Below are 13,252 nucleotides of genomic sequence, written 5' to 3'. Positions count from 1 at the left end.
TTTTTAGTCCGTGTCCTTTACAGTACTTCGTAGATTCAGGGGACAACTTTAGGAATTCACCCAGTGCATACTGCTTTTCTTCCTGACTGCTGTTTATCCACAGTATCCCAATTGCTTCCCCTTTGCTTTTTATCAAAGACCCTGTATGCTTCTGTTTATTTCAGGAGCAAAGGTAGTCCGTGTCCTTGAGCCAAAGCAAGGCCGGGCCTTTCAGGTCTTGCCAAAAAATCTCCACCCATCCGGGTTGTATTTTTTGCAAGAGCCTTGCTTTTGCCGGACACTCACCTTTTTATGCTCATGAAACAAAACATAGCATACTGCGGCTCTTTAGACGAATAAAAAAAAATGTCAGAAATGAGAATTGAAATATTGAAAAAAGCAATGATGAAACAAAACAGCGCCTGCTCTCATTGCCGAATAAAATTTCAAAAAAAAAAGAAAGTAAAAAAAGGTAAAAAGTAAAAATGCGGGGCGTGAAAAAGAAAGTAAAAATTTAAAAACTAGAAATCATGAACATTACAGGAAGAGTGACAAAAGATGCGAAAGTAAGCACCTTGTCAGACAGCAGACAGGTAGTAAATTTTTCAGTAGCCATAAACGAGAGCTACAAAAACAAAAAAGGCGACAGGGTAGAGCAGACTACCTTTTTTGAATGCGCCTACTGGATAAGCCCAAGGGTTGCCGAGTGGCTGACCAAAGGCACGGTGGTGGAACTTACAGGGATGGTAAGCGCAAGGGCGTGGAAAGGCAATGACGGGGAACCCCGAGCGGGGCTGAACTTCAATACCTCGAATATCAAACTGCACGGAGGCGGGAAGAAGTCCGAAGATGCGCAGGCAGTGACAACAGGGCAGAGTGCAGAGCAGGGAGAAAACAAAAAAGCTACCGTAAAAGAGCCTGAGGACGACATCCCGTTTTGAGCAGGCAGTAAAGAGTTCTAAACAATATTATTTTCAAACTTTTAAAATCAAATATCATGGCACATAATATCAATTACAACAGTCAAACAGGAAAGTATTCTTTTTTCAGCGTAAAGCAAAAAGCATGGCACGGGCTCGGGCAGATCGTGGAGCAGTACCCGACAAGCGCCGAAGCCATCAGACATGCAGGGCTTGACTATGAGGTGGCTAAAAGTCCATTATACACAAAAGCATCGGGCATTATCCAAACTGCGGGCGGTATTGAAATGGGCAGTACCGAACTGGCAGTACCTGACTGCTTTGCCACTATCCGCACCGACAGCAATTCCGTACTGGGTGTGGTAGGGAAAGACTACCAAATCGTGCAGAACCGTGAAGCTTTCAGCTTTTTTGATGCCATTGTAGGTGGGGGTGACGGCATACTGTACGAAACGGCAGGGGCACTCGGGCAGGGAGAGCGCATTTTTATCACGGCAAAACTCCCTGATTATATCAGGGTTGGAAACGGGGATGATGTGACTGAAAAGTATATTTTCCTGACCACCTCCCACGACGGGAGCGGAAGCATTACGGCGGCTTTTACGCCCATCCGCATCGTATGCCAAAATACCCTTAACGCTTCTTTGCGCTCGATGAGTAACGTGGTGCGCATCCGACATACATCAGGCGCTAAACAGCGCCTTGATGACGCCCATAAAGTAATGGGACTGGCGGACAGACTGAGCAATCAATTAGAAGGTATCTTCAATGATTGGGCTAAAGTGAAGATAACAGATACGCAGGTTAAGAAGTTGATTCAATTGGCATTATGTCCCAATACCGAAACACTCGCTTTAATTAAAAAAGGGGCTGAGGACGAAGTGTCTACCGTGTTTAAAAATACGGTAGATGATGCTTTTGCGTACGCCATGGCAAGCGAATCTCAGCAGATGGAAACCACAAAAGGTACGCTTTTCGGGGCATACAATGGCGTGACGGGCTACTATCAGAATGTGCGAAAATACAAAGACAATGAAGCCAAACTGCAGTCCATTGTAATGGGAGGCACAGCTCAGGGAAAAGCCCAAAAGGCATTTGAACTGTGCACGGCTTTTCAGGCAGATGGAGCAGAAATCCTAAACCTGAATTAGGAAGGCAGATAAACCAAAGGCTGTTGCAAACCGTGACAGCCTTTAAAATCAGGTTTTAGTGATGCGATAGCAGGGTTGAACATTCTACACAATTCAATAATATAAAAGCGCAGGAATTATGGCAAGGAAGGACAGCAACAATTTTGAGTTTATACTGTATCTCTATAATCAATTTGTCAGCAAACACCGCAGTATAGGCAAGGAAGCACGGGTGTATTGGCATATTTTGGACATGTATGTAGAACTGGGGCTTTCAAAAACAAGCCAGACAGCCGAAAAAAAGTACGCCCAAAAGCTTATAGCCATCATCAGGGAAGCAGTAGGGGACTGGAACACCCATCTGCTTATCTTAAAAGGGGAAGAGGGAGAAAAGGAATATCAGGAAAATATGAAAAGCTACATCGAACGCCTCTACAGGTTAGGGCATGATGAGCAGAGCGTTATAGAGTCAATCATTAAAAAATTAAAATTAAATTATGGAAACGACAACTAATTTTTTCAATCAGATAGCACAGTTGCAGATTATAGGCGATTTGCACATTACAATTGCCAAAGGGGCAGAGGACAGGCTTATCGTACTGGTTATGCTCCAAAACGAGACGTGTGGGGACAATGCCAAGCACAGCATACCTCCTTTGAACCTCAGGGGAACAGCCGAGGAACTCGACAGCGGTTTTTTTGAGAATATCACTACGCCCATGGAGTCCGCCTCGGATCTTATGGTTGATATGGAAGGCTATATGAAACAGCTTGAAGATACCAAAAAGCAGTCGGCTATGGAAAAAGAGAAAGCCGACAGCAAGAAAAAAGAGCAAGAAGCCAAGGATAAAAAGTTCAGCGAAGCTATGGCAAAGGCGGACGAACTGGAAAAGGAGGGGAAATTCCGTGAGGCATGGATAAAAGTGCCCGAAATACATGAGTTTCCCTTTAAGGCGGAGGAAATACGAAGACGCAAATCCGAACTGTCGGCAAAATTTGCGCCCGATCTGTTCGGCAGTACAACGGAAACCGCAAAGACCGAACCGTCCCGAGAGGCACTTTTTCCTGACTATGGCAATGCCAATGTGCAAGAGCCCGAAACGGAGGGGGAAGAAATTGACGCAGAGGACATGGAAAACTGGGAAGATGACCCCGAAGCAGAGGAGTAGGATATTAATCTAAATAATAATGAAATCATGTTACTAGCGACACAATTACAGCGGGTTTTTATACTCAAAGACAAGGGGCAGGAAATAAGGCTTTTTGACCCCGAGCCAAGATGGAGCACCGAAGCGGTACTGAATTTTTATGCCCCGACCTATCCGATACTGACCACCGCCAAAATATCAGCCCCTGTTATCAGGGATGATGCGGTGGAGTACCGATTTGAAACGGTAATGGGAACAAAAGGCTAACCAAAATTTAAAGCCATGAATTATGCAACAGACAATCATATCGGGAACAGTGCAACTGCCCGAGCGAAAAAGACAAAAACAGCTTCACGCACAGCTCGCAGGGTTTATGCATTGGATGCAGAGACCAAAAGATGCAGGCGAGGTGCAGAAAGACAAGCAAAGGTCAGTACCTGCGGGGATGCTACCGATGGTTTTCTAAAGGTTTCATTTCTGCCCAGACTACAAGAGAATAAAACGGTACAGGCTTGTCAGGATATTTCCAAAATGGAAAGCGATTTTTATGCCTCCCTTGACAGCCTAGCAGAGCATTACCATATTGTGCCGATGCTGACCCGTCATTTTGAATATCCCTATAATACGGCACTCGCTTTATGGGATTTGGAAGAGAAGCTAAAAAAAAGTGTGGGGAACTTTTCCGAACTGCGGGCAATTCAGTACAGCCACAGAACGTATCTTCTCAGCGAGGAAAAATACAGCACGGGCACAACTCTGTATTATATCCCTATAGAACCGATTTATCAAATGCTCAGAGAACCGAAGCACAAACAAAATGCGCACTTGCTTTTATCTGTCTGCTCGTATCTGTATCATATTGCCGATGTACCGTATTTCAGACAGCAGGGTAGTTATCTGTACTGGCTCTATGAGATGCACAGGGAATGGACAGCGCAGGACGAGGACAGGGATGAAAATGAGCGTTACGTGCGGGAGTTTGACAAGGCGGAACTTATCGGGGACTGTATCGAAAAGAAGATTTTCAACCGCATGAATTTAGCCGTGTTCGAAAAGCGTTTAAATAGCTTTAACAGCCTTGATCCCTTTGATAACGAATGTTTTCTTATAGCAAAAAAAGCTTTTGCATTATTTACCGACTATCCTAATGAGAGCATTTTTCGAAATGCACCAACACATTATGAGGAGGGAGACGAAGACACGGAAAGTGAGAGTATCGGGATGGAAAAGTACATTTCCTTTATTTCCGATACCAAAGGATGGCTTTATGAAAGCATTGAAGAGAGCATCAACAATGAGTTTAACGAGTATGGGACAATGGATGAGCCGACCATTTTAAAATGCTTTGACGGAAGTGAACCGACAGAGAACAGCCTTGATTTTGAAAGCCGATTGTTTGCCCTTTTGGATGAACTGTGCGCTTTACTGTATAACTATAAATACCACGAAAATGAATAATTTAATTGATATAACAGAGGATTTCGGGACGCTTTACCACCCGAAATCCGCCCTTGTTTTTTATGAAAGTAAAGGTTTAGATAAAGATATGTATGTAGAGCATTTTGATATGGATAAGAACGGTATTCCGATAAATGCCCATCCGCTTACAGAGAGGGAGGCGGGGGCGCTTGCTAAGGCGCTTACAACTGAAAAGCAGAAGCAAACCGCCTTTCTACAATCGGGCGGAATTCTCCCGACAAGCATTTTGCGTATCAATGCAAACAGGGATAAAGGCGCTGTGCTATGGTACACCAAATCCCAAAAAAGACCGCTTTATTTTATAGAGGGTTTAGGGATTCAGAGCGGTCAGGGGTTTGTGCCTCCCATGATCTGGCAGGCGGACAAAAACAGCCTGCGGGTATTTGCGCTTTTAAGTAACAGGAGACCTACGGAAAAAACACCGCTGTACTATGCACCATTTTTCAATATCTATGAGGATGGCAGGGTATGTATGGGTTCAGTCAGTATCGATATTAAAAACTCTGCATCGGTGGAGGAATTTACAAGGGCGTGGGAGGATTATTTCTTTAACAGCTACTTCAGCCACCTTATGAGAGAAAATAGCCCTGTAAAGGGTAATTGTGTCAGCCTGTGGAAAGACCTTGTCGCAACAGGCAGAGCCTTTCCAAAGGAAGCATTGAAAAGCAGTAACAAAACGCTTAAAAACCTATTATCATGAAACCTGAGAAAACCAAAATACACTTTACAGACCCTTACCTCATTAGCCCGACCAACCCAATTGCAGTAAACGTAATAGGGGCAGGCGGTACAGGTTCAAAGGTGCTTACTGCGCTTGTGGAAATGAACCACAGCCTTACAGCGCTCGGGCATGCAGGGCTGTCGGTGCGCCTTTGGGATAATGATATTATCACAAATGCCAACCTTGGCAGACAGCGTTTTGCGCCCAGTGAGGTCGGTCTTTACAAATCCGTGGCACTCATCAATAGAGCGAATCGTTTTACAGGCACGCACTGGAAAGCGGAAACCGTAAAATTTGAAAGGGACAGCTTTGGAAAACTGCCGACTAATGCAAAGGCAAGTATTTATATTACTTGTACGGACACTGCAAAGTCCCGTTTTGACATAGCCGATATTTTAAAAAACAGCAACCAAAGACATCACAGGGACGACCCCAAATACTGGATGGATTTTGGCAATAGCCAGTATACAGGACAGGTTGTATTATCGACTATTGGGGAAATCCCACAGCCCAAGTCCGAAAAATTTGAAACCGTGGAGCGCCTGCCATTTGTGACAGAGGAATTTGGGGAGCTTTTACAGGAATCTGAAACGAAGGACGACACGCCGAGCTGTTCACTTGCCGAGGCGCTCGAAAAGCAGGATTTGTTTATTAATTCCGCTTTGGCGCAGATGGGATGCTCGCTATTGTGGAATTTGTTTCGTGAGGGCATGACAGCAAACAGGGGATTTTTCCTCAATTTAAAAGATTTCCGGGCACAGCCCATTCCAAAGAATAATTGCTAATATCGCTGTGTTGAAACATTTAAATAAAACAAAATGAGCAAGATAGCGGACTTATATATCAGAGTGAGTACCGACGAGCAAGCAGAGAAAGGGTTCTCACAGCGTCATCAGGAAGAAATGCTAAGAAAATATTGCAGCATAAACCAAATACAGATACGTAATGTAATTTATGAAGATCACTCAGCGAAGACTTTTAATAGGCCTCAGTGGAAAAAATTTCTGGCTGATGTAAAAAAATATAAAAATAAAATTAATCTGGTTCTTTTTATGAAGTGGGACAGGTTCAGTCGTAATGCAGGTGATGCTTACCAAATGATCAATGTTTTAAGAAAACTGGGTATAGATCCTCAGGCTATAGAGCAGCCACTTGACCTGAGTGTTCCGGAAAACAAAATGATGCTTGCATTTTATCTGGCTGCGCCTGAGGTTGAGAACGACAGAAAAGCACTAAATACTTTTCAGGGGCTTAGACGAGGTAAGAAAGAAGGCAGGCATATGGGGATGGCTCCTTATGGATACGCCAATAAAGTAACCGAGGATGGGAAAAAATATATTGCCATTGTACCGGAGAAAGCGGCAAAACTTATTTGGATATTCGAACAGGTTGCAAGAAATGTTTTTAGTACTGAATCTATTTACCAGATGGCCAAGGACAAAGGGCTTATATTGTCCAAAAGCAACTTGTGGGTCATTCTTAGGAATCCACTTTACTGCGGAAAAATAGTTGTTCCTAAATACAGAGATGAAGAAGAAAGATGGGTAACTGGCCAACACGATGCCGTTATTAGTGATGGCTTATTTTATCGCGTACAAGATGTACTTGACAGTAAAGCGAGGACATATAGGCCAAAGATTAAGACAATTGAAAATTTCCCATTGCGAGGTTTCTTTCTATGTCCCGAATGCGGTCAGAAGTTAACAGGCAGCAAATGTAAAGGAAGGAATAAATATTACTACTATTATCATTGTCATAAAGATTGTAAATGGAGAGTTAACTCTGAGATTGTCAATAAAATATTTAAAGATAATTTAAACAAATTCAAACCTTTACAAGAGGTAAAGAAACTATATGCGGCAGTTTTGCTTGAAGGATACAGAGAACACACTGGATTAGTAGCTAACGAAAAAAAGAAGTCGCTTGAACAAATTGCAGCTTACGAAAAGAAATTATCAGTTGCCAGAAATTTATTAGTAAGTGAGAAAATTGATGCTGAGGACTATAATCTGATGAAGAATGAATACAATGAAATTATCAGTAATCTGGAAAAAGAGATGGGAAATGTAGAGGACGACAGAGGGAATATAGAGTATTTAACGAACTCAGGATTGGAAAACCTCCTAAAGCTTGGTGAAGCCTTTGATAATGCTAGTTTAGCCGATTCAAGGGAGATAATTGGTTTAATTTTTCCTGAAAATTTTACATTTCGAGAAAACAAAATTCAAACCGCTAGAATCAACGAAATGGTCAACTGTATATACTTGGTAAACAATAGATTACGGGCAAAAAAAAACGGGACAAAAGATGATATTTTTCTTTTGTCCCGAGTAGTGACCTCGACTGGATTCAAACCAGTAACCTCTTGAGCCGTAATCAAGTGCGCTATTCAGTTGCGCCACGAGGCCTTTTGTTTTCAATTAAGCTAAATTTTCGTAGCTTTGTTGAGCGCTTATTGCGGGTGCAAAGATAGAGATAAATGTGAGATATACAAGAGAAAAATAACATAAAAATAAAAAAAAATGCAGATTAAAAATTATATACGTGATATTCAGGGTTTTCCTAAAGAAGGAATTTTGTTTAAAGATATAACACCACTACTAAATGACCCAATTGCAACCAAAGAATGCCTTAATATTTTAGTCGAATCGTTGCAAGGGCAAAAAATCGATAAGGTAGTAGGAGCAGAAAGTCGCGGTTTTTTCTTCGGGATATTGTTGGCGCAGGAACTAAATGCAGGTTTTATTCCCGTTCGAAAGCCAAAAAAATTACCTTATGATACAATTTCGGCTTCGTATGAATTAGAATATGGTTCAGATAGCTTAGAAATGCATACAGACGCCATAAAAAAAGGAGACAGGGTTTTGATTCATGACGATGTTCTGGCAACTGGAGGCACCGCAAAAGCGGTTTGCGAATTAGTCGAGAAATTGGGCGGCGTAATTGTACAATGCAACTTCCTGATGGAATTAAGTTTCCTGAACGGAAGAGAAAAAATTAAGGGAAACCCAATTTTTGCTGCAATAACGTATTAATAAGATTCAGAATAATCAAAACAAGATTGTCTTAGTTTCTTTACACTAAGACAATTTTGTTTTTAATGGCATATAATACTAAACCTATACGGGTTTTGATTTCTAACTTGTCAAACAAACATTCCCGATATCCGTCGATTGTTTTGGGACTCAGACACATTTCTGAAGCAATTTCTTTATATGTTTTCTCCGTACAGGCATGTTTTATAAAAATGATTTCCTTGTCTTTTAAGTTGATTTTTGTCGAATCGCTGTTGGCTTTTTTAACCAGCACATCAGAAACTATTTCGGTAAAATAAAAACCTTTTTCGATAACCGATATAATGCCGTCTTTAAAGTTCTCCGGCGATGTATCTTTAAGCAAATATCCTTTTGCACCATTGGTTAGCATTTTTATAATAATTTCTTCGTCGTCGTTTACAGATAGTGCGATTACTTTAAGATCAGGTCTATTCTCTTTAATCCATTTCATGGTACTTACACCGTCTAAAACAGGCATATTGACATCTAATAATATTAGATCAACATCAGAATCGATGTTTTCCTGCAAGTACGAGATAAATACTTTTCCGTTTTCAAAGCGATTGATTACTTCAAAGTCTTTAAAGCTATTAATCAAAAGTTCGAGTGCTTGCGAAAAGAGCAAATGATCGTCTACAATAATAATTTTGTTTTTAGGTTTCATTGGGTTTCGTTAAGGGGTATTCTAAGGTTACGGTTGTTCCTGTTGTGTCTGATTTCATGATTAATGTTGCACCAATTAGTTTGGCTCTTAATTTCATGTTGTTCAATCCAATTCCGGAATTTGTTTTGAGCGGATCGTAACCAATTCCAAAATCTCTAAATCTTAAGCAAAATAAAGTGTCAGTGGTAGTAATAGCTACTTCAAACAAATCACTGTGAGAATGTTTCAGACTATTGTGTAAGGCTTCCTGAAAAATCCTGTAAATAAATAAATCGTGTTCTTCATTAATCTGTGGCATTCCGCCTGTAAGATGGTATTTGAACTGAATATTTTTAAGCTTTTTTATACGTTCCAAATCTTGTTTTATCGCTTCAATAAAATTGCTGTGCAGTAAATTGTCTTTATTGATGATTCGGGACAAAATTCTAATTTCATCCAGCGATTTTGCCAGGATTTCCTTAAGATCAATTAATTCGTTTCCCTGAATTGCTTTGCCGCTATTGATGTACATATTGAGCTGCATGATCCCAACAGATACAATCTGACCAATATTATCGTGCAGTTCCTTGCTAATTTCAGAAAGCGTCTGATCTTTAATTTCTATTCTGGTTTTTACCAATTCAGATTGAAAGTAAAGCTCAGATTCCATTTTCTCTACCAGATAATTGTTTTTTTTCTTTAAAAAATAAAAAAATATAACCAGTAAAGTGACCAGTAAACTAAAGAAAACGATCCCTAATGAAATTACTAATAATTGTATTTCTTTTCGCTCCATAAAAATCCAATGATAAAACAACTGTGTGTTAGAATATTTAAAATAAACAATACCAGACTAAATACTGATTCGTCATGTACGATTAAAAACCAGTTTATGGCAAGCATGAAAGGCAAAAATGGTACGTGAAAGATTAATATTCCCATGATGTACCAAAAATAAACGGACTTCTTGAAATTTAAGATCTGATCCGAATTAAAAATTTCTACCAAATATAAGCAAGATAATATCATAACTAGCAGAACACCAATAGCAAAGCTATAAATAAAGGAATGATTCATATCTTCTTTGAAGTATAAAAAATTCAGAAAGAATGAAAATATAAACAATATTAGAAATAGTACGGCGGATATTTTGTTGTTGTATTTTGATAAAAGACTTCGTAGCAATAGTATATAGGCAGAAAAACTGATGAACATATAAAAATTAAAAACATAATAATTTAATATGCCTGTCCATTCTGTAAAATGATAGCCAACTACCTCTGTCAAAGCAGAGAACCAAATTAAAGCAACTAAAAATTTAGCTCTTTTGCTCGGGAGCTTATGGAGAGAGATCAATCCAATAATTCCTGAGAATAAAGCTAAATAGACAATGTAAAATCTTAAAAATTCAAACATAATTTTTTAATATAATAATGTAGGTGGTCTTCCAATGCTGCCGTAGTTCATAGGTTCGATAGTTGCTATATCTGTATCTTCATTTTCACGAACCAATGCAAAAGTTTGTACTTCATTTGTTTTAGGTCTGATTTTTTTGCCTGTAGCGGTTAAAAACAACGTCATTAAACCTGCTTTTTCGGCATATTGTCTATCTTCCGGATATACCCCAAAATAAAAACGAATTCCGCTTACAGTATAGCCGGATTTCTCTCCTTTTGTTTTAATAAAATGAATATAGTTTTCAAGTTCTTCTATTGAAAACCAAACAGCATTTGCATCTTCTTTTTTAATATACTTTGAAATTATGCTGGCTCTGTACTTCATAAAATTAGTATGTAACTCTTTGCCGAACTTCTTTGTTATTAATTGAGTCGGTCTTCCTGGTATTTTTTCCATAATATTTAAAATTAAATAATTTATTGTTAATAGGTTAATTTATTGTTCAATAGTGTTTTAAACAAAACTACAGGGCAAAATTATTTTAAACGTATAAAGTTGACAAGGGGAAATACACCCTTTTTTCGCAGGGTAAATTTATTCAAAAAATAGGGTTAAAGTGCTGTTTCATAATAGTTTATAAAAAATGAATTTTACATCGTTCATTTTATGCATTTACAAAGTGGCTAAAATGAGCAGAACCATTTAATAAATAATAACTAAATTTTTTAATTATGTCACAACCAACCCCTCTGGGTTATCCTCATGCAGGAGCCGGAACAGTAGAAATTCTTTTAGAGAAAGAAGATGGAGCAGATTTTGCAGTCCTTTTTTCGCCAGATCCTAATAATATGTTATTAAGAGATGCTGGTTTACCCATGCAGTTTTACTATTATCCAAAGTATCCAAGACTTTCAAAACATCCTGATGGAAGATTTAAATTTGCAATGCAGGTTTTTAAATCAGAAGGAGATTCGTCTACTGTAATAGGTGCCGAAGGTCTGGAAGAAGAAGCGGGAGCTTACACCACATTGACCAGCACAATCGATTTGCCGGAAGCCTTGCTAAAAATTGCAATCGACAAACTAAAAACAAAGCTTCATACGAGTTATAACAATCAAAGAGAGTCAAAATTGTTTGGATTGTTCTCTTTTTTGAAAGGTGTAGACAGGGATTTTAATGAAACCAATGTAAGACCTATTCAGCTAACAGAAAATAAGATTGCGATGCAGGTGGTGGGCGAGAAATCACCAAACAATCCTTTTGGAGGAGCAAATCCGTGGACTTTTAACATTCAGGGAGAAGGAGCCGGAACTACTTTTGGACTTGGCGACAATGCATTTTCTATCTTAATGGGACGTTACAGCGCTTCGTTGGTCAAAAATGCATTAGAAGCAGGATCAAACAATTTGGTAGTCGAAAACAACATCAAATACAAAGGGTACATGCCAACAACGGTAATCAAAACTACGGTTGACGTTAAAAAAGTACACACTTATTTTTCGGCAAAAGTAAATGCCAGCTGGTCCTTTGCTGATGTAAACTGGGAGCATGAATATGAAAAAATCAAGACAGAAGGCGGAATTGTAAGTGAGATTATTACGGATAATCAATTTACAAATGAGGAAAGAAAAAAAGTAGAAGAAGCACTTTTGACCAAACAAAGAGATTTTGCTTTTCAAATGGTTCAAAAACAAATTTTTGACGCTCCTGAAAAACAATTTACACCAGCGGCAACTCCGGAGAAACCGGGAGGATTTTTTAGGATATTTTTCGGGATTGGCAGTGTTGGCGTAAGTTTAAAATCCGGGACACAGATTAGAGAACTAAAATTTACAGACGAAATAAAATTCTCTGCCATCGAAGTTTTAGATTCAAAAATTAGCGGAAACTTAACCCCATTAACCTTAAAATCCGGTGCTGCGGCAAAAGAAGATTTAAAAAAATACATCACTGAAATTCAGCTTGACGAAGATTTTTCAAAAGTTCAGGTAATCGCTTCTTTAAACGGAGGTTTGATCAAGCTCGACAAAGACAGCGATATTGTAAACGATAGTCCTGTAAGTCAGGTTTCTATAGAAGTTGGATATCCGGATTCTAAAGGCAAAATAATCTGGAAAAGTTCCGGTAGAATGATTGCTCCCGAAGGAACTCCGTATGTAAAAAATACCAGTAAGGCAGGTAAAGAAATTGATGCAATTTTTCCGGCAACCTGGAGTGATAAATCAAGAGAGAAAAATGCTTTTGTTTTTGACTTCGTAAAAAATAACGGATCATCAAAAATTAAAGTACGCCAGGAAGTAATGTACGAAAAAGACAAACGTATCAAACTAAAAGATACTGTAAGAGAATTTGAATTTGAAGGAACTAAGATTTTTATCCCGCTTCCGGTTCAAAACATGATCAATTATACGTTGTCTACAGAGCAGCTTTACGAATGCGATACGCTTGAAGTAACGCTTAAAGTAGATAAAATGTCAACTAAAAAATTCAAATTTACAGCTGACAATTTCGAAGATGCAATTCCGTACAGAGCCTGGTATGAACTGGATTATACGATTAAGCCAACAGAGTATAAGGTAAAATATACCTGTAGCGGAAAAATTGGTAAAAAAGCCAAAAAAGTATCTGTAACAACAGATTTTCAAAAAATCGATTATTTAGAAGGCGATGTTTTATTTGAACTTCCAACCGGAACTGCGGCACAAAATGCCGATATCGAAAAAATCAGAGCTCCATTTCAGGAATAACATTTTTTGAGACACGAAACAAAGGGACATT

Annotated in this window: 14 protein-coding genes and 1 tRNA gene; 11 read left to right on the top strand and 4 right to left on the bottom strand. The window is 39.1% G+C overall.

All coding sequences use genetic code 11. The features are described from left to right. Window positions 1-509: 509 nt before the first annotated feature. From B0A64_RS09115 to B0A64_RS09075, 9 genes are all read left to right on the top strand, one after another. Window positions 510-920 (top strand): single-stranded DNA-binding protein, encoded by a 411-nt coding sequence (locus tag B0A64_RS09115; RefSeq protein ID WP_089479198.1) that lies wholly within the window; start codon window positions 510-512, stop codon window positions 918-920. A gap of 56 nt (window positions 921-976) precedes the next feature. After that, window positions 977-2,050 (top strand): DUF932 domain-containing protein, encoded by a 1,074-nt coding sequence (locus B0A64_RS09110; RefSeq protein ID WP_089479197.1) that lies wholly within the window; start codon window positions 977-979, stop codon window positions 2,048-2,050. A gap of 118 nt (window positions 2,051-2,168) precedes the next feature. Further along, window positions 2,169-2,543 carry a hypothetical protein gene (locus B0A64_RS09105; RefSeq protein ID WP_089479196.1) on the top strand — a complete coding sequence of 125 codons (375 nt, stop codon included), beginning with the start codon at window positions 2,169-2,171 and terminating at the stop codon, window positions 2,541-2,543. Further along, window positions 2,527-3,198 (top strand): PRTRC system protein E, encoded by a 672-nt coding sequence (locus B0A64_RS09100; protein WP_089479195.1) that lies wholly within the window; start codon window positions 2,527-2,529, stop codon window positions 3,196-3,198. Before B0A64_RS09105 ends, B0A64_RS09100 begins: the two co-directional genes overlap by 17 nt. Before the next feature lie 27 nt (window positions 3,199-3,225). Continuing rightward, a complete protein-coding gene (locus B0A64_RS09095; protein WP_089479194.1) occupies window positions 3,226-3,444 on the top strand; it encodes a PRTRC system protein C in 219 nt (72 codons plus the stop codon). Window positions 3,445-3,459: 15 nt separating this feature from the next. Continuing rightward, complete coding sequence (locus B0A64_RS09090) at window positions 3,460-4,635, top strand: hypothetical protein (RefSeq protein ID WP_089479193.1); 1,176 nt, start codon at window positions 3,460-3,462, stop codon at window positions 4,633-4,635. Then, window positions 4,628-5,356, top strand: coding sequence for a PRTRC system protein B (locus B0A64_RS09085; protein ID WP_089479192.1), 729 nt, complete (start codon window positions 4,628-4,630; stop codon window positions 5,354-5,356). The genes B0A64_RS09090 and B0A64_RS09085 overlap by 8 nt, the downstream gene beginning before the upstream one ends. Continuing rightward, a complete protein-coding gene (locus tag B0A64_RS09080) occupies window positions 5,353-6,162 on the top strand; it encodes a PRTRC system ThiF family protein (protein WP_089479191.1) in 810 nt (269 codons plus the stop codon). Before B0A64_RS09085 ends, B0A64_RS09080 begins: the two co-directional genes overlap by 4 nt. A 33-nt stretch (window positions 6,163-6,195) precedes the next feature. Beyond that, window positions 6,196-7,746, top strand: a complete 1,551-nt coding sequence (locus tag B0A64_RS09075) for a recombinase family protein (RefSeq protein WP_089479190.1) — start codon at window positions 6,196-6,198, stop codon at window positions 7,744-7,746. Here the strand turns inward: B0A64_RS09075 and B0A64_RS09070 are convergent. Then, window positions 7,712-7,785, bottom strand: a tRNA-Arg gene (locus tag B0A64_RS09070). The genes B0A64_RS09075 and B0A64_RS09070 overlap by 35 nt on opposite strands. A gap of 114 nt (window positions 7,786-7,899) precedes the next feature. Here B0A64_RS09070 and B0A64_RS09065 point away from each other — a divergent pair. Continuing rightward, window positions 7,900-8,412: an adenine phosphoribosyltransferase gene (locus B0A64_RS09065; protein ID WP_089479189.1), complete on the top strand. Its 513-nt coding sequence runs from the start codon at window positions 7,900-7,902 to the stop codon at window positions 8,410-8,412. Window positions 8,413-8,452: 40 nt separating this feature from the next. Here B0A64_RS09065 and B0A64_RS09060 read toward each other — a convergent pair whose 3' ends face one another. The 3 genes from B0A64_RS09060 to B0A64_RS09045 form a co-directional block, all read right to left on the bottom strand. Further along, the gene (locus tag B0A64_RS09060) at window positions 8,453-9,097 is read right to left on the bottom strand and encodes a response regulator transcription factor (protein ID WP_089479188.1); all 645 of its coding nucleotides are present in this window, start codon (window positions 9,095-9,097) and stop codon (window positions 8,453-8,455) included. Continuing rightward, window positions 9,087-9,872, bottom strand: a complete 786-nt coding sequence (locus tag B0A64_RS09055) for a sensor histidine kinase (protein ID WP_089479187.1) — start codon at window positions 9,870-9,872, stop codon at window positions 9,087-9,089. Before B0A64_RS09055 ends, B0A64_RS09060 begins: the two co-directional genes overlap by 11 nt. Before the next feature lie 626 nt (window positions 9,873-10,498). Beyond that, window positions 10,499-10,930 (bottom strand): hypothetical protein, encoded by a 432-nt coding sequence (locus B0A64_RS09045; RefSeq protein WP_089479185.1) that lies wholly within the window; start codon window positions 10,928-10,930, stop codon window positions 10,499-10,501. A gap of 275 nt (window positions 10,931-11,205) precedes the next feature. Between B0A64_RS09045 and B0A64_RS09040 the strand changes: the two genes are divergently transcribed. After that, window positions 11,206-13,221 (top strand): hypothetical protein, encoded by a 2,016-nt coding sequence (locus B0A64_RS09040; RefSeq protein WP_089479184.1) that lies wholly within the window; start codon window positions 11,206-11,208, stop codon window positions 13,219-13,221. The last annotated feature ends 31 nt before the right edge of the window (window positions 13,222-13,252 follow it).

The organism is Flavobacterium araucananum (assembly GCF_002222055.1).
Taxonomy (GTDB): Bacteria; Bacteroidota; Bacteroidia; order Flavobacteriales; family Flavobacteriaceae; genus Flavobacterium; species Flavobacterium araucananum.
Note: the sequence above shows the minus strand (reverse complement) of the source record. Positions and strands in the feature narration are given on the sequence as shown.